We start from the raw sequence: 16797 nt of genomic DNA, 5'->3' as shown, positions 1-16797 counted from the left end.
TCCGCTATCCGGCGAGCTGCGCGGGGACGTGGTCGAGGAGGGTCAGGAAGCCGGTCCGGTTGTGGCAGTTGACGTACTCCGAGGACCCGCCGCCCTCGGGGATCACCGAGACCTCGTGCCAGAGCGACATGTCCATCGGCTGCCCGTCCTTGCCCTGCATCATCTGGAAGAAGGCGCCGTAGATCTCCAGATGGCTGCGGTGGCCGCGCGACCACGTCATGAGGTGTTCCAGGGAGAGGAACCAGCCGACGGTGCACGCGCGGTCGATGATCTCGCCGCCGAGCGCCTGCTCGCGGATCTTGCGGGTCTGCAGACAGCCCGTACTGGGATGAACGGCCAGGTAGTCGACGCCGATGTCCTTCACCGGATCGACGTTGGCGAAGTAGTCGTCCTTGAAGACCGTGCTCCTGCGCCAGTCCTGGGCGGTGCGGATCAGACAGACGTTGCCCGGCACGGTGACGGAGACCCGCTTGCCGAGCGTCTCCTCGGTGGTCGGGGTGTACGCGTACAGCGCGCCTTCGAGCTCGTCGGTCCGCGAGGCGGTGATCCGGTCCCTCGCCGATCCCCAGTAGTCGTGCACCTTGGTCGGCCCGACCTGCACGTGCTGGGCGATGCCGGGGGTGTCGTACTCCTTGGGATCGTGCGGTGTGTACAGCGTCTCGATGTGGTCGCGGGGGATGGTCACGGCCTCCCGGTAGAAGCCCAGGGGGCCGCCGACCGGCCGTGACGCCCAGTAGGCAGCGACGGCCTCCTGCCCGGCCCACCGTGTGTACTCCTCCGGCGCGAACCAGTACGCCATGAGCGTGGCGTTCGCATAGCCGTACGCGTCGGTGTACCGCCCCCGGTCGAGCACCGTCGGCTGCGCCTCCATGCCGAACAGCGGAAGCATCTCCTCGATCGCCTTGTCCGCCTCGTCCAGGCTCGGGGCCTGCACACCGAACTGCGCGAAGAGAATCTCGGTGACCCCTTCCGGATAAGTCGTCGACCACATGTCGAAGCGCGGTTCCGAATCGGTCACTCGAATATGACGTGGCATCGGTCCTCCAGATCGGGTCGCGGTGATTGACCGTACGGCGGCCCGGAGTCCGGTGTTTGTCGCTGGGAGACAGCCGGTTTGACGTTCTGCGCCACTGTCGGGATCTCCGCGGGAGGAAATCCGCGTGTATTGACCAGCGCCCGGTGTCCTCCTACCGTGCACTCCACGTGGGAGGAGGAACCTCGTGAGCGGGAACGCACCGGGTCCTGCGCACGCGGAGACCGCCGGTGCGGGCCGGCGCCTCACGGAGATCGTGCGGACGGATTCCCTGGGCGCCTGGACCGACGCCATCCGGGACACCTTCGTGGCGCTCGACATCAGGCCGGACGCGTCCGGACGGTTCACCGGGACCGTGCGCACCCGGCGGCTGGCGCACCTCATGGCGGCCGACGTCCTCGCCACGTCCCAGACCTTCGACCGGACCGGCCGGCTGACCTCGCGCCAGCCGCTGGACCTGATGCAGATCGGCATGGTCGTCGCGGGCGAGGGCGAACTGATCCAGGACGGGCGGACCTGCGCCCTGCGGCCGGGGGACTTCGCGCTCTACGAGAGCGCCCGGCCGTTCACCTGGCATCTGCGCCCGGACTGGCATCTGCGGGTCTTCACCTGGCCGCGGGAATCGATTCCGCTCAGCGACACGCGGTCGCAGCAGCTGACGGCGCGCACGGTCCGGGCCGACACCGCGGTCGGTCAGCTGCTTTCCCCTTTGTTGTCGGGGCTTCTCCTCCATGACCGGGACGTGTCGTCCGGCGGCGCGATCAGACTGGCCGACGAAATAGCGGAATTGGCGATCACGGCCGCACTGGAGGAAAGCGACCCCGGTGATCAGGACTCCCGGGCGCTGGAATTCCGTGAAAACATCCTGCGCTACATCGACGCGCATATCGACGACGCCGGACTCACCCCTCAGCGGATCGCCGAGGCGTTCTTCGTCTCGCCCCGGACCCTGCACCGGCTGTTCGCCCGCTCCGGCGAGACCGTCGCGGCCACGATCCGGCTGCGCCGCCTGAAGGCCTGCCGCGAGGCCATGCTGTCACCGCGGCACACCCACCGGCCCCTCACCGAGATCGCCTCGCGCTTCGGCTTCACCGACCTGGCGGTCTTCAGCAGGGCCTTCAAGGCGCTGTACGGGGTGAGCCCGAGCCGCTACCGGGAGCTGAACCGGTAGGTGCCGTGCGGGGCAGGCGCAAGGTGAAGACCGTCTCCGCGTCCGGGGTGCTGGTCACCGAGACCGTGCCGCCGTGGGCCTCGACGAGCTGGCGGACGATGGCCAGGCCCAGGCCGCTGCCGCCGGTCTGGCGGCTGCGGGACTTGTCGGCGCGCCAGAAGCGGTCGAAGACCCGGGGCAGGTCCTCGGCGGCGATACCGGTGCCGGTGTCGGCGACCTCGATCACGACCTCGTCGCCGGTACGGCGGCAGCGCAGGGTCACGGTGCCTCCGGGAGGGGTGTGCCGGAGGGCGTTGGACAGCAGGTTGCCGACGGCCTGGCGCAGGCGCGCGGGGTCGGCGTGGAGGGCCGGGGTGTCCTCGATGCGGGTGGTGAGGGTGACGCCGGCGGCCTCGGCACCGCCGCGGTGGGCCGCGGCCACATGGTCGAGGAGTTCCCGCAGGCTCAGGGGTTCCGGGTGCAGCCGGAGCCGGCCCGCGTCCGCCTGGGCCAGGTGCTGGAGGTCGTCGACGATGTGCTGGAGCAGCAGGGCCTCCTCCAGCAGCGAGGCCACGAACGCCTCGTCGGAGACGGCCAGGCCGTCCTGGGCCGCTTCGAGCCAGCTACGGATCGTGCTGAGCGGGGTGCGCAGTTCGTGGGCGACATCGCTGACCATGGCCCTGCGCTGGTCCTCGACGCGCTCGCGGCGCTCCGCCAGGTCGTTGAAGGCGGCGGCCAGACGGCCGATCTCGTCGTGGGTGGTCACCGGTACCCGCAGATGCTGCCGGGCCGGGCGGCGGGCGGCGTCGGTCAGCGCCCGCAGGGGTCTGACCAGCCGGGTGCCCACGGTGACGGTGACGGCCACGGTGAGGACGAGGACGAGCGCGGCGACACCGGCGACCCGGCCCGTGTTGGCCGAGGACAGGTCGAAGCCGGGCGCGGCCGATCCGGCCGGGGTGGCGACGAACAGCAGCGCGGGCGGAGCGACGTACGGGGCGAGCTGCTCACGGCGGGCGGTGTCGATGCACCGCTGGACGGCCTCACCGCCGCCCCCCTCGGGGGTGAAGCTGAGACCGATCGTCACCGGGGCCAGCTTCTGGCGTCTCACGCAGTCGCCGGCCAGGGTGTTGAGCCGGTCGAGCGCCCGTTTCTCGGTCGGCGTGGGATCGTCGAGGGTGTACAGGGCGCACACCTCGCCGACCTTCTGCTGGAGTCTGCTGTCACCGGTGATGACGAGGGAGGGCCGGCCGCTCGGCGCGTCGGCGACGACGACGGGGTGACCGACGCCGCGCATGCAGGCCCGCAACTTCCGCACCCGGTCCAGTAGTTCGCGGCGCTCGGCCTCCGGCAGCCGGTACGGGCCGATCGCTCGCGGGTCGATCCCGTCCGCCTTGACGCCGGGCAGCAGCGCCGGGTCGGCCCGCAGCGGGTCGAGGAGCGCCGAGGCCCTGGTGGGGAGGGCGGCCGCGGTGCCGGACGCGGCGATGGGCCGACGGTCCTGGGTGGTCAGGGTGATGTGGCGACCGGTCCGCTCGGTCAGCCGTCTCAGCGTGGGCGTCACCGCGGACCAGTCGGTGTGGGCGGCCGCGTAGCCGATCAACGTGTCGTAGATCTGGGCGTCGTCGGCGAGGACCTGTCCCTGCTCCTGCTGGATGGCGCTGGTGGTGGTGCGCGCGGCGAGCCAGGCGGTGGCCGCGACCGAGCAGACGGCGATGGTGACCGACGCCGCCAGCAGCCGTACCAGCAGACTCCGCCGCAGCGGCAGCCGGCCGCCGTCCGGGGCCGTCTCAGCGGCCACGGGTGCCGTCGGAGAGGCGGTAGCCGACGCCGAACACCGTCCGGAGATAGACCGGTTGCCGGGGGACGGGCTCGATCTTCTTGCGGAGGTTCAGGATGTGCACGTCGATGGTGCGTTCGGTGATGTAGCGGTCGTCCCCGCGCGTGCCGGACAGCAACTGGCGCCGGGTGAAGACCCGTTCGGGTTCGGCGGCCATCGTCGCCAGGACGTCGAACTCACCCGGTGTGCAGGCGACTTGCCGGCCCGCGATCTCGACGGCGCGGCGCAGGGGGTCGACGCGGAGGGCGCCCACCCGCAGCACCGGGTCCGCCGCGGCGACGCCGGACGTCCGGGTCCGCCGCAGCAGGGTACGGATCCGGGCCATCAGCTCGCGCGGGCTGTAGGGCTTGGTCAGATAGTCGTCGGCGCCGAGGTCCAGGCCGAGCAGCAGGTCCTCCTCGGTGCTGCGGGCGGTCAGCATCAGCACCGGCAGGTCGCTCTCGCGCCGCAGGATGCGGCACACGTCCAGACCGTCGACGACCGGCATCATCACATCGAGGACCAGCAGGTCGGGCCGGTGGCGGCGCACCCCGTCGAGCGCCGCGCGCCCGTCATGGACGAGCAGGGCGGTGTGCCCCTCGCTCTCCAGATAGCGGCGGATCACCTCGGCCTGTTTGGTGTCGTCCTCGGCCACGAGGACAAGGGCGTTCATGGGGGCCAGCGTAGGCACGGCGGAATGAGGCCAGACGGCTTTCTGACCGCGTCCTGACAGGATCGTCATAACTTCGGGCCATGGTCTGCGCCATGGGGAACCTCTTCAAGCGAGCCACGGTGTTCACCTCGGCCGGCGCGGCCGGTCTGGTCGTCCTCACCGCCTGCGGGGGCGGGGGCGTCGGCGGGAGCGACGACGCGGGCCAGGGCGGTCGGGGCGACGTCGCCTCGATCACCACCCCCGCGGCGGGCGGTGGTGCGGCGAGCGCGAGCGCCGATCCCGACGCGGGCCGGCCACAGATCCGGCTGGACAGCACCAACGAGGAGGTCAATCGCCTGTACGACGCCTGGCTCGCGTGTCTGAAGGAGCACGGCGCGGCGGAGAAGTACAAGCGCAAGCCGAACGATCCCTCGGTGCTGGCCTGCAAGGGGAAGGAACCGCTCGATCCGCCGGAGCTGGACCCGGCCAGGAACCCGGACTTCAGCGACGACACGCGCGCGATGGTGAAGTGCATGAACGAGCACGGCATCAAGAGCGTGGTCGCGGACGGACTGTGGGCGCTGGAGGACGGAAACAGCCTCAACGCGCCCCACTACGACGACATCGAACTCGACTGCCAGGTGAAGGCGTACGGTGACAGGTAACGGCGCCCGGGCCGCGCGTACGCGGGGCGGACGGCGGACGGTCCTCGGGGCGGTGGCGGCGGCGGTCGTCGTGGCGAGCGCGTTCACCGTGACCGCGTGGCAGGACGGCGACGGGAGACCGGACACCGCGAAGGGCGGTGCCGTACGGACCGCGACCGCCGTGGTGACCAGGAGCGACCTCTCCAACTCCCGGACGCTGGAAGGGATCCTCGGCTACGGCCGGGCGACCACGGTGAAGGGCGGCAAGGCGGGCCTGATCACCTGGCTGCCGGCGACGGGGGCCACGGTACGGCGGGGCGAGCCGCTGTACCGGGTGGACAACGTGCCGGTGCCGGTCTTCTACGGCGGTACACCGCTGTACCGGACCCTGGAGGCCGAGGGCACCACCGGCCCGGACGTGAGGACGGTGGCCGACAATCTCGAGGCGCTCGGCTACGACATCGGCGGACAGCCCGCGGTGGGCACGTGGGTCACCCCGCGGCCGGTCACGCACCGGGAGTCGTCCGGGCCGACGACCACGGCGAGTCCGCGTCCGGGCAACACGCCCGACACCCCCCTCTCCACCCCCTCCCCCCTCACCGCGCCCGTCCAGGTCAAACGCGGCGACGGGGTCCTGACCGCCGCTCTCATCGCCGCCGTCGAACGGTGGCAGACCGCGGCCGGCCTGCCGTCCACGGGCGTGCTGGGCGTCGGCGACCTCGCGGTGCTGTCGGGTGCCGTACGGGTCGACGGCGTACAGGCGCAGCTCGCCGACGCGGCCGACGGGACCCTGATGACCGTCACGTCCACCACCAAGTCGGTGACCGTCTCGGTGGACCCGGGCGAGGCGGGCTCGATGAGACGCGGCGACGCGGTGACCGTGGACCTGCCCGACAGCTCCACGGCACAGGGCACCGTCACCGCCATCGGCACCACGGTCCGGACCAGCGACGCGTCGAGCGGCGACGACACCTCCGGGCAGCCCCGGTTGACCGTCGGCGTCGCGCTGCGGGACACCGGTGCGGTACGCGGGCTGAACTCCGCGCCGGTACAGGTGCGGTTCACCTCGGAGACCCGCAAGGGCGTGCTCGCCGTGCCCGTCGGCGCCCTGTTGGCACTGAGCGAGGGCGGCTACGCCGTCCAGCTGCCGGGCGGCCGACTGATCGCGGTGAGGACCGGGATGTTCTCCAAGGGGCTGGTGGAGATCAGCGGCTCGGGCATCGGCGCCGGGACCAAGGTGGTGACGACCTCGTGAGCGCGCGCCCGGTGCTGGCGGTGCGCGGCGCGAGCATGGTGTACCCCGGCGGGGTCACGGCGCTCGACGACGTCTCGCTCACGGTCGAGCAGGGCGAACTGCTGGGCATCGTCGGCCCGTCCGGGTCCGGCAAGTCGACCCTGCTGAACATCATGGGCACGCTGGACCGGCCGACCGGCGGCACCGTGGAGATCGACGGCCAGGACGTCGCGGAACTCTCCGACCGCAGGCTGTCGGCGCTGCGGGGCCGCCGACTCGGCTTCGTTTTCCAGCAGTTCCAGCTCACCGACGGGCTGACCGCCGCCGAGAACGTCGCGACCGGTCTGCTCTACGCCGGGGTGCCGCGCGGCAGGCGCCGCCCGCTGGCCCTGGAGGCACTGGACCGGGTGGGGCTGGCCCGTCGGGCCCGGCATCTGCCGCAGCAGCTCTCCGGCGGTGAGCGGCAGCGGGTGGCGATCGCCCGCGCGCTCGTCAACCGGCCCGTCCTGGTGCTCGCGGACGAGCCGACGGGCGCCCTGGACACCGCGAACGGCGTGGCCGTACTGGATCTGCTGACCGCGCTGAACCGCGAGGGCACCACCATCGCGGTCATCACCCACGACCGGGACATCGCGGCCCAGTTGCCCCGCCGGGTGGAGATCCGCGACGGCCGCCTCCGCTCCGACACCCGCACCGACGCCCGCACCGAGTCCCTCCCCCGTACGGAAAGCTGGTCATGACCGTCACATCCACGAGGTCGGCCGCCCGGGTCGCCGACAGCAGGCCGGTGCGGCTGGCGCCGCTGGACATCCTGGGCCTGGGCCTGCTGGGCATCCGGACCCGGAAAATACGGGCGGCCCTGTCCGCCCTCGGCATCTCGATCGGCATCGCCACCCTGGTCGTCGTCACCGGGATCCCGGCGTCCAGCCAGAAAGCACTCATGGAGGAGCTCTCCGCGCTGGGCACCGACATGCTGCAGGCCGTGCCCGCCCGCCAGGACCCGCCGGTGCTGCTGCCGCCGGAATCGGTGGCCATGACCCGCCGGATCGGGCCGGTCACGATGGCCAGCGCGGTCGCCAACACCCATACCGAGGTCTTCCGCAACGACCGCGAGAACGCCGCCGACTACACCGGACTGACCGTCCTGGCCACCAGAGTCGATCTGCTGCGGACGATCAACGCCACGGTGGGCTCGGGCCGGTTCCTCAGCGCGGGCACGGAGAAGTTCCCCACCGCCGTCCTCGGCTCGGTCGCCGCCTCCCGGCTCGGCATCCCGGCGCTCACCGCCTGGCGGCCCGCCCCGCAGATCTACCTCGGCCGCCGCTGGTTCACGGTCATCGGGATCCTCGAGAAGACCCCGCTGTCGCCGGACATCGACCGCTCGGTGCTGGTCGGCTGGGACGCCGCGCGCCGTCTGCTGAAGTTCGACGGCCACCCCACGGTGATCTACCTCAAGGCCAGGGAGTCGGAGATCGAGGCCGTACGCGACGTCCTGCCCGCCACCATCAACCCCGCGCTGCCGGGCGTGGTCCAGGTCAGCCGCCCGTCCGACGCGCTGGCCGCCAAACGGGCCACCGAGAGCACGTTCTCCGCGCTCTTCCTGGGACTCGCCGGGGTCGCCCTCCTCGTCGGCGGCATCGGCGTGGCCAACACCATGGTCATCTCCGTCCTCGAACGCCGCCGGGAGATCGGCCTGCGCCGCGCCCTGGGCGCCAACCGGGGCCAGATACGCGCCCAGTTCCTCACGGAGTCGGTCGTCCTGTCGGGCCTCGGCGGTCTGGCCGGCACGGCACTCGGCGCCCTCGCGACCGTCGCCTACGCCGCCCACCAGCACTGGCCGCCGGTCGTCCCCCTCACCTCGGTGACCGCGGGATGCGGCGGCGCGGTCCTGATCGGCATGCTCGCCGGCGTCCACCCCTCCCTCCGCGCCGCCCGCCTGACCCCTACGGAGGCCCTGGCGACGACGTAGGCGCATCGGAGGGGTGCACCCGAGCGGTGGTACGCCCCGTGCGGCTCCGCGCGCCGGGCGGCGGCTCACCCGGAGTGCGACAGCAGACCCGGCAGGGTCCGCGACGCCCTCGACCCGGATCCTTACGGCCTTCCAGATCGACGCGGCCTGGCCTCGAACACGGCTCCGCGCCCCGGGGACCCCGTCGCGGGCGCGGCGGTCAGTGGCCGGAATCCCCGCGGGTGGTCAGTGGCCGGAATCCCCGCGGGGCGCCGCGCCTCCCGCCGGACGCCCGCCCTGGGCCCCGCTCCCCGCCAGACCCCGGATCTCCTTGCGGAAGTCGAGGGGGGAACGGCCCGTGCGCTGTGTGAAGTACTTGCCGAACTGGGAGGGCGTGCCGAAGCCGAGGTGGTCGGAGATCCGCGCCGCGGTCTCGTCGCCGTGCGCCAGCAGGCGTTTCGCCTCCAGGACGACCCTGCGGTCGATGAACTCCTTCGCACCGAGCCCGGCGCCCGCCTGCGTCGCCCGGGCGAGGGTCCGGCCCGAGTAGCCGAGCATGCGGGCGTAGTCCTCCACCTGCCGGGTGGCGGTGAAGTGCCGTTCGACCGCGTCACGGAACCGCAGATAGGTCTCGTCCGGCTCCGGAGCGGGGCCACCGGCCGGGACGGTGAGATGGGCGATCCGCAGCAGGAGGACGGCGAGCAGGTGCCGCAGGGCCGCGATGTGCACGTCGAGCGGCAGCTGACCGAGCGCCCGGAACTCGCGGCTCAGATGTTCCGCCGCCATGGTCACCGCGTCGGCGTCCGCGGCGACGGGGGTGGTGACGACCGGTGCGTACGGGTCGTCGACCCGGGCGGCCGTCGCCGTGGCCGGGTCCAGCGCGTCCTGCCGGAAGAGGATCAGCGTGCCCTCGGCCCGGGCCAGGTCGCCCCACTGGTGCACCTGCCCCGGACGCAGCCACAGCCAGGAGCCCGGCCGCAGGGTGTGGCCGTCGAAGTCGACGAGGTGCCGGAGCCCGCCCTCGGTGAGCGTGAGCAGGTGATGGAAGTCGGGGCGCTGCGGCCGCGCGAGGGTGTCCCCGGGGACGCGCCGCCGCAGCTCGGCCAGCGACATGACCTCGACACCGGCCGGCGTGCCCGCGGGCGCGGCGAACCCGATCTCCGCGATCTCCGCGATCCCATACGGCGAATCGTGTCGGCTTTTGGCCATCATCAGTCGGAAGTTTATCCCGCTCCCCCCGTATCTGGCTCGTACGTTGGTCATGCCGCCGCGGAAACGGAACGTCCCTCTGGCGGAAACAGGAAAGGAAGGAGGAACGGCACATGGCGACGACCGTGGCCACGGCCTTCGGGGAGCGCATCCGCGCCTGGCTGGAGGAGTCCGACCGGGTCCTGATCGCGGCCGGCGCCGGTCTGAGCGCGGCCGCCGGTTACGACTACGGCGACACCGAACGCTTCAGGGAGCTGCTGCCGGCCCTGCACCGCCTCGGCCTGCGTTCGCGCTATCTGCTCGGCGTGCCCCTGCCGGAGGACATGATGTGGGGCTACTGGGCCGTCCACATCGACGACATCCGTTACGGCGCCGGGCCCAACCCCCTCTACCGCAGGCTGAGGGAGCTGGTCGGCGACCGCGACCACCGGGTGATGACGTCCAACGTCGACGCCCTGTTCGCCCGCAACGGCTTCGAGGCGGACCGGGTCCACACCCCGCAGGGCGACTACGGCCGGCTCCAGTGCACGGTCCCGTGCACACGGGAGACCTGGTCCAGCAGACCCTTCCTCGACACGATCCTCGCCGCGTACGACCGCGAGACCGGCCGGGTGAGCGACCCCCGGGCCCTCCCGCGCTGCCCCCGCTGCGGCGCCGACGTCTTCCCCAATGTCCGGGTCGGCCCCGAGTTCGTCGACGACCCCTATCTGCCCGCGGGGCGGCGGCTGGTCCGCTGGCTCGACGAGGCGCCCGCGGACAGCTCCCTGCTCGTCGTGGAGATCGGTGCCGGGTTCAACACCCCCGGCGTGATCCGCCGGCCCATGGAGCACCTGGTGCGCCGGACCCCCCGGGCCCGGCTCGTCCGGATCAATCCCGGCCATCCCGAGGTCCCCTCCGACCTCGGGATACGGGCCCTGTCCGTGCCCGTGGCAGCAGACCTGCTGCTCGACACCCTCCCCGCCTGATTGGAATCAGTCATGAGCAACGCGAAGAACACCGTCCTCCAGGCCGCCGCCGAGCTGTTCGGCGCCAAGGATCCCTCCGCCGTGGACCGCTGGGTGGCCCCGGGCTACAGGCAGCACAGCGCGCTCGCCGCCGACGGCCCCGAGGCCCTGCGCGGACTCGTCTCCGTGCTGGGCGAGGACTTCCGCTACGAAGGCGCCCGCGTCATCGCCGACGGCGACCTGGTCGCCCTGCACGGCACCTACCACGGCTTCGGCCCGGCCCCGCTCGTCGCGTTCGACATCTTCCGCGTCGACGCCGACGGCAAGCTGGCCGAGCACTGGGACGCCCTGGCCCCGCTGGTCGAGGACACCGTCTCCGGCCGCTCCCAGACCGACGGCCCCACCGAGGTCACCGAGCCCGGCCGGACCGACGCCAACCGTGCCCTGGTGACCGAGTTCGCGGAGAAGGTCCTCGTCGGCGCCGACTACTCGGTGCTCACCGACTACATCTCCACCGACACCTACCACCAGCACAACGCCGAGGCCGCCGACGGCCTCGACGGCTTCGGGGCGGCCGCGGCCAGGTGGGCCGAGCAGGGCCGGAACCTCGTCTACAAGAAGGTCCACCGGGTCATCGCCGAGGGCGAGTTCGTCCTGACGCAGTCCGAGGGCGAGTTCGGCGTGCCCGTCGCCTACTACGACCTCTTCCGTGTCGCGGACGGCAGGATCGTCGAGCACTGGGACGTCATCGCCCCCGTACCGGCCGAACTGCCGCACGGCAACGGCCTGTTCTGACCCGGCCGCGAAGCGCCGCAGCCCCTCGTTCCCGAGCCTCACCCGGAGCCCGCGATGATCCCGATCCGCGCCGAGTCCGACGCCGTCGCCCTCGCCGCCGGGACGGAGACACGGCCCGCCGGGCTGCCCCTGACCGCCTACCGGTCGGCCGTGGCCCTCGACGAGCCTTTCCACCCGACGGCGGCCCCGGCCGCACCCGCCCGGCTGGACGCCCATGTGCGCGCGGCCCTGCGCCTGCTCAGCGGGGATCCGGCCGTGTCCCGGCTGGGACTGCGGCCCGAGGCGGTGAGAAGCCTCGCCGACGCGGACTCCGACGCGCATACGGATGCCGGTGCCGGCGCCGCGACGGCGGCCCGCAGGAACCTGCTGCGCGCCCTGCTGACCGTCCGGGATCCCGGTCCGCTGCCGGAAGGAGCGGACCGGGAGCTGGACGCGCTGCTCGGTGCGGAGCGTCAGCTGCGGCCCACCGTCGCGGCGCGGGAACTCCCCACGATCGAGGAGGAGTTCCCCGGCACGGCGTTCCCCGCCGCGGCGGAGACCGTGCTGTGGCGGGGAGACATCACCACGCTCGCCGCGGACGCCGTGGTCAACGCCGCCAACAGTGAACTGCTCGGCTGCTTCCGCCCGCTGCACCCCTGTATCGACAACGCCCTCCACAGCGCCGCCGGACCGCGCCTGCGCGACGACTGCCACACGATCGTCGCGGCCCAGGGAGCCCCCGAGCCCACCGGCACCGCCAAGATCACCCGGGGTCACCATCTGCCGGCCCGCCATGTCCTGCACACCGTGGGTCCCGTCGTCCGGGGCCGTCCCGGCGCACGGGACGCGCAGGCGCTCGCCTCCTCCTACCGGGCCTGCCTCGACCTCGCCGCACAGGTGGAGTCCCTCCGCACCCTCGCCTTCTGCGCCGTGAGCACGGGCGTCTTCGGCTACCCGAAGGAGGAGGCGGCCCCGGTCGCGCTGCACGCGGTCGCGGACTGGCTGGCGGCGCGTCCCGGACGCTTCGACCGCGTGGTGTTCACCGTGTACGAGGAGGCCGACGAACAGGCCTACCGACGCGCTGTCGGTCACCTCTGTTAACTTTCGGACGGCGCGCCGCTGCGGCTCGGCGCGGGGGCCTCGATCTACCGGGGCTCCGACGACTCCTGCATCCCGGACCTCGACCCCGACTGCACCTACGTACCGCCGCCGCTCGTCGGCGACGGGCATCTGCGGCTGGACGGCGAGGGCGGGTACGCCGCCGCCGACGGGCCCGTCGTGGACACCGGGGACAGTTTCACCGTGGGCGTCGTCGTCCGCCTCGCGGACTCCGCGCCGGCCCACCCGATGACCGTGCTCTCGCAGGCCGGCGAGCACACCGACGCCTTCAAGGTGCGCTACGAGCCGTCCACGTACACCTGGCAGCTGGTGATGCCGGAGAGGGACGAGGCCGGGGCGCCCGAGAGGGTGGTGTCCTGGGTCGAGGCCGCGGACGGGGGCGAGGGCCAGGGCCACCGCCTCGCCGTGGTCTACGACGACGCCACCGACACGATCAAGCTCTACGTCGACGGCTACACCAACGCCGGGGCGACCGGGACCCTCCCCGACGGCCTGCACAGCACCGGCGCCCTCCAGATCGGGCGGGCCACGGCCGGTGACGGCTGGGGCGAGTACCTCCACGGCGACGTGGACGAGGTCCAGGCCTACGCCGGCGCGCTGCGGGACGAGGACGTCCGCGGCCTGGGCTGGGGCACGAACCCCTGCCTGTGCTGACCCCCGCCGCCGCCTGACCTTCCCCACCCGACGGCCCGCCCGAACCGATCCCGGGTTCCGGCGGGCCGTCCGGCGGGGGCCTAGGCTGTGGTCAGGGCCCGAGAAACCGGGAGACCCGAGAAGCAGGGGAAGCAGGGGAAGCAAGGGATCATGGCGATGGGGGACAAGCCCGTGTCCGGACGACCCCGGCCGTCGATGGCGGATGTCGCCCGTCATGCCGGTGTCGCACCGCAGACGGTCTCGCGTGTGTCCAACGGCCACAGCAACGTCGACCCGGCGACCCGGCAGCGGGTCGTGGAGTCGATGCGGGCGCTGGGCTACCGGCCGAACGGAGCCGCGCGGGCCCTCAAGAGCGGGCGGTTCAACACCATCGGTGTCATCACGTTCACGCTCAGGACCTTCGGCAACACGCGCACGCTCGACGCGATCGCCGAGGAGGCCGCCCGCGCCAAGTACGCCGTCACCCTCATCCCCGTCTCGGATCCGACCATGGGCAGGGTGTCCGGTGCCTACGACCGGCTCAGCGAGGCGGCCGTCGACGGAGTGATCCTCATCTTCGAGGCGCACCTCCTGGACGACGCCGAGTTCAGCCTCCCGCCGGGGGTTCCGATGGTGGTCGTCGACTCGGACACCGGCCCCGGCTACACCGTGGTGGACACCGATCAGGCCCAGGGCGCCCGTCAGGCCACGGAGCACCTGCTGGAACTCGGCCACCGGCAGGTGTGGCACATCGCCGGACCGCCGACCTCGTTCTCCGCGACCCGTCGCGTCGAGTCCTGGCGGTGCACCCTCCAGGACGCCGGTGTCGTCCCTCCCCCGGTGCTGTACGGCGACTGGACCACCAGATCCGGATACCGGCACGGGCTGTCCCTGGGGCGCAGGCCCGAGGTCACGGCGATCTTCGCCGCCAACGACCACATGGCCCTCGGTGTGATGCGTGCCCTGCACGAACTCGGCCGCCGGATTCCCGAGGACGTCAGCGTGGTGGGGTTCGACGACATGGAGGAGGCCCATGCCTTCTGGCCGCCGTTGACCACCGTACGGCAGGACTTCGCGGCGGTCGGCCGGCTCAGCCTGCAGAAGCTGCTGAGCAAGATCGGCCGTACCGGGCCCGACACGGTCGACAAGACCTTGGTGCCGACCCGGCTGGTGGTCCGCGCGAGCACCGCGGCACCACCGCCCTCCCCGGAGGATTGAGCGCGCCGACCGCTGACCCGCGCGGTGCGGATCAGCGGTCGGCGGAAGGACGTACCGGCGTCAGCTCCTGGTCCACTGCTGGTTGCTGCCGCCGTTGCAGTACCAGACATCGACCGACGTGCCGTTGCCGGTGCCCGCGCCGGAGGCGTCCAGGCAGAGCGCCGGGTTCGCGACGCTGGTCACCGTGAGGTCGGCGTTCACGTTCCACTGCTGTGCCGCCGCGCCGGTGCAGTCGGCGATGACCACGGGGTCGCCCGCCGAGGCTCCGGTGCCTCCCAGCGTCATGCACTTGTTGCCGTAGACGGTGAGCTGCTTCTCCGCGTTCCAGTTCCAGGACTGGTTGCCGCCGTCGTTGCAGTCCCAGAGGTCGAGCTGGGTGTTGTTCGTCGTGCTGAAGCCGGGCACGTCGACACAGCGGCCCGAGCCCACCCCGCGCAGGACCTCGCCGGGAGGCGCGGCCGGCAGGTCGTTGACGGGCGGGGTCGTACCGAAGCCGTAGCCCCAGCGCAACAGCGCGGTTCCGGTGGTGCTGTTGTCCACCAGGTTGCCCTCGGAGTCCAGGGACTCGATCGAGTAGGCGTCGCCGAACCTCAGCCCCGGCCAGTACACCAGGCCCATCCCCTTGCTCCGGGCGGTGTTGGTCACGGCCGCGAGGTACGAGGTGTAGACGTTGCCGTTCCACGCGCCGTAGTTCAGACCGATGGTCATCGGGGCGCCCGCCTCGTCCATGATGGTCCGCCCGGCGTAGTCGCCGATCCTGGACGCGAGGTCGGCGGCCCAGTCCGACTGCTGGGTGTAGCTGTTCCAGTAGCCGTAGAAGTGCAGCGACAGCAGCGTCCCCTTCAGGGCGCGGGCCGCGCCGACACCGGTGACGTTGTCGTTGTAGCCGGTACCGCTGATCACGACACGGCCGCGCGGGACGTCCTTGTGCCGGGCCAGCCAGCCACTGGTGACGGACACCCACTGGTCCAGGGTGTAGCCGTGGGGCTCGTTCATGGGCTCGAAGTAGACCCGCGGGTTGTGCCTGTACTCCCGCACCACGGTGTTCCACATGGTGTTCCAGGCGGCCGTGTCGTCGACCAGGCCGTCCTTGCTGGTGTTCGCCTCCCAGTAGCTGACGATGACCTTGTCGCCCTGGGCCGTGGCCGCGTCGATCGTCGCCCGGTACGACTTCCACCAGGTGGTGCCGACGCTCGCCGGGTTGATCGGCAGTCGCAGCGTGTTGGCGCCCAGGTTCTTCTTGAAGCCGCGCACCATACGGCCCGTGGTGCGGTAGACGGTGCGGTAGTCGTCGGTCACCGACAGCCCGCTGGGCACGACGGCGTCACTGGCGTAGTTGTCGCGCGGGTCCGCCCAGTTCACTCCGCGGAAGTCACTGGTGCCGCCCTTCGCCGCGGGCTTCGCCGACACGTGCGGGGCGGCCGGCGCCGTGGCGGCCGGCTGGGCGAGGGCGGGGGCGGTCAGGAACATGAGGGAAGCGCCGAAGCCGGCCATGATCACACCGGCCAGTTTTCTCGACCCCTTCAGGGTCTTCTTCATGTCTGTCTCCAGTGACGGGAATCGCGGAGTGCGGGAGTGCGGGTTCGTCACCTGAGCCGAGGCACTGTTGATCCAAGCGTCCGACAACAGACCCCCAGACCCATGTAAACCGGCCATGGTTACGTAACCATGGCCGGACATTGGCACGTTGCCCGCTCCTGTGACAAGCCCCTGGCGGATCTCGGACGGCGCGGATTCAGTCGTCGCGCCCCACCCCGCGATCGGGTGCGCTCATGTCCCCCGTCCCGGGGGTCCCCTCGGCCAGCCCGTACCGCAGGTACACCGTCCCCTTCCCACCGGCCGCCGGCGGTTCGAGAAGGGTGAGGTTCGTGGGCACGGCGCCGCCGTCGAACACCTTCTTCCCGACCCCGAGCACGATCGGGTGCACCCAGAGGTCGAGACGGTCGAAGAGCCTCTCCCGCACCAGCGTCTGCACGAGATCCAGACTCCCGACGACCTTCACCTGCTCGTGCCGCTCCCGGACCTCCCGCACCGCGGCGGCCAGATCCGGGCCGAGCTGCGTGGACCCGGCCCACGACAGATCGGGGGTCCCCCGGGAGGCCACGTACTTCGGAACACGGTTGAAGAGCTCGGCGATCTCGTTGTCCTCACCGCCGTCCTGGTACTTCGGCCAGTAGGCGGCGAAGATGTCGTACGTCCGCCGGCCCAGCAGAAGCGCGTCCGTACCCTCGTACGCCGCACCGATCTGCGCCCCCGAGACCTCGTCCATCAGCGGCGCCTGCCACCCCCCGAACGGAAACCCCTCCGGATCCTCGTCCGGCCCGCCGGGCGCCTGCCCGACCAGATCGAGGGTCGCGAACAGCTCGATATGAATGAGGCCCATGTCCTGCTCCCGGTGATTCGTCCCTGTCGGTCACGTCGGT

15 protein-coding genes and 1 pseudogene are annotated in these 16797 nt (G+C 71.9%); 10 read left to right on the top strand and 6 right to left on the bottom strand.

All coding sequences use genetic code 11. The features are described from left to right. Window positions 1–4 precede the first annotated feature (4 nt). Entirely contained in the window at window positions 5–1018 is a 1014-nt protein-coding gene (locus ABZ490_RS01230) for a phenylacetaldoxime dehydratase family protein (RefSeq protein WP_358982615.1), read from the bottom strand. Window positions 1019–1220: 202 nt separating this feature from the next. On the opposite strand from ABZ490_RS01230, the gene ABZ490_RS01225 reads away from it, so the two are divergent. Then, the gene (locus ABZ490_RS01225) at window positions 1221–2204 is read left to right on the top strand and encodes a helix-turn-helix domain-containing protein (RefSeq protein WP_358982613.1); all 984 of its coding nucleotides are present in this window, start codon (window positions 1221–1223) and stop codon (window positions 2202–2204) included. On the opposite strand, the gene ABZ490_RS01220 is transcribed toward ABZ490_RS01225, so the two are convergent. Next, window positions 2152–3981 (bottom strand): HAMP domain-containing sensor histidine kinase, encoded by a 1830-nt coding sequence (locus ABZ490_RS01220; protein ID WP_358982610.1) that lies wholly within the window; start codon window positions 3979–3981, stop codon window positions 2152–2154. The two genes, ABZ490_RS01225 and ABZ490_RS01220, sit on opposite strands and share 53 nt — an antisense overlap. Further along, window positions 3971–4672, bottom strand: coding sequence for a response regulator transcription factor (locus ABZ490_RS01215; protein ID WP_358982608.1), 702 nt, complete (start codon window positions 4670–4672; stop codon window positions 3971–3973). The genes ABZ490_RS01220 and ABZ490_RS01215 overlap by 11 nt, the downstream gene beginning before the upstream one ends. Before the next feature lie 92 nt (window positions 4673–4764). Between ABZ490_RS01215 and ABZ490_RS01210 the strand changes: the two genes are divergently transcribed. The 4 genes and pseudogenes from ABZ490_RS01210 to ABZ490_RS01195 form a co-directional block, all read left to right on the top strand. After that, a complete protein-coding gene (locus tag ABZ490_RS01210) occupies window positions 4765–5316 on the top strand; it encodes a hypothetical protein (RefSeq protein WP_358982606.1) in 552 nt (183 codons plus the stop codon). After that, on the top strand, window positions 5306–6550 hold the full coding sequence (locus tag ABZ490_RS01205) for a hypothetical protein (RefSeq protein ID WP_358982604.1): 1245 nt from the start codon (window positions 5306–5308) through the stop codon (window positions 6548–6550). Before ABZ490_RS01210 ends, ABZ490_RS01205 begins: the two co-directional genes overlap by 11 nt. Before the next feature lie 35 nt (window positions 6551–6585). Beyond that, complete coding sequence (locus ABZ490_RS01200; RefSeq protein WP_358982959.1) at window positions 6586–7269, top strand: ABC transporter ATP-binding protein; 684 nt, start codon at window positions 6586–6588, stop codon at window positions 7267–7269. 38 nt (window positions 7270–7307) lie between these two features. Then, window positions 7308–8498 (top strand): annotated as a pseudogene (locus tag ABZ490_RS01195) (ABC transporter permease); the annotation flags it as partial. A 225-nt stretch (window positions 8499–8723) separates the two neighbouring features. Here the strand turns inward: ABZ490_RS01195 and ABZ490_RS01190 are convergent. After that, complete coding sequence (locus ABZ490_RS01190; RefSeq protein WP_358982602.1) at window positions 8724–9689, bottom strand: AraC family transcriptional regulator; 966 nt, start codon at window positions 9687–9689, stop codon at window positions 8724–8726. A gap of 110 nt (window positions 9690–9799) precedes the next feature. Here ABZ490_RS01190 and ABZ490_RS01185 point away from each other — a divergent pair, with 110 nt between their 5' ends. The 5 genes from ABZ490_RS01185 (at window position 9800) to ABZ490_RS01165 (ending at window position 14374) form a co-directional block, all read left to right on the top strand. Continuing rightward, entirely contained in the window at window positions 9800–10651 is an 852-nt protein-coding gene (locus ABZ490_RS01185) for an NAD-dependent protein deacetylase of SIR2 family (RefSeq protein ID WP_358982600.1), read from the top strand. Window positions 10652–10663: 12 nt separating this feature from the next. Continuing rightward, a complete protein-coding gene (locus tag ABZ490_RS01180; RefSeq protein ID WP_358982598.1) occupies window positions 10664–11425 on the top strand; it encodes a nuclear transport factor 2 family protein in 762 nt (253 codons plus the stop codon). 54 nt (window positions 11426–11479) lie between these two features. Continuing rightward, entirely contained in the window at window positions 11480–12505 is a 1026-nt protein-coding gene (locus ABZ490_RS01175; protein WP_358982596.1) for a macro domain-containing protein, read from the top strand. 18 nt (window positions 12506–12523) lie between these two features. After that, entirely contained in the window at window positions 12524–13177 is a 654-nt protein-coding gene (locus tag ABZ490_RS01170) for a LamG domain-containing protein (RefSeq protein ID WP_358982957.1), read from the top strand. A gap of 171 nt (window positions 13178–13348) precedes the next feature. Further along, complete coding sequence (locus ABZ490_RS01165) at window positions 13349–14374, top strand: LacI family DNA-binding transcriptional regulator (protein WP_358982594.1); 1026 nt, start codon at window positions 13349–13351, stop codon at window positions 14372–14374. 60 nt (window positions 14375–14434) lie between these two features. Here the strand turns inward: ABZ490_RS01165 and ABZ490_RS01160 are convergent, their stop codons facing one another. Further along, window positions 14435–15913, bottom strand: a complete 1479-nt coding sequence (locus ABZ490_RS01160; protein ID WP_358982592.1) for a ricin-type beta-trefoil lectin domain protein — start codon at window positions 15911–15913, stop codon at window positions 14435–14437. Between the two features lie 196 nt (window positions 15914–16109). Continuing rightward, on the bottom strand, window positions 16110–16757 hold the full coding sequence (locus ABZ490_RS01155) for a dihydrofolate reductase family protein (RefSeq protein WP_358982590.1): 648 nt from the start codon (window positions 16755–16757) through the stop codon (window positions 16110–16112). Between the last annotated feature and the right edge of the window lie 40 nt (window positions 16758–16797).

Source organism: Streptomyces sp. NPDC005811 (genome assembly GCF_040630405.1).
In the GTDB taxonomy this organism is placed as follows: domain Bacteria; phylum Actinomycetota; class Actinomycetes; order Streptomycetales; family Streptomycetaceae; genus Streptomyces.
The sequence above is the reverse complement of the archived record's forward strand: the minus strand, read 5'-3'. Positions and strand labels throughout refer to the sequence as shown.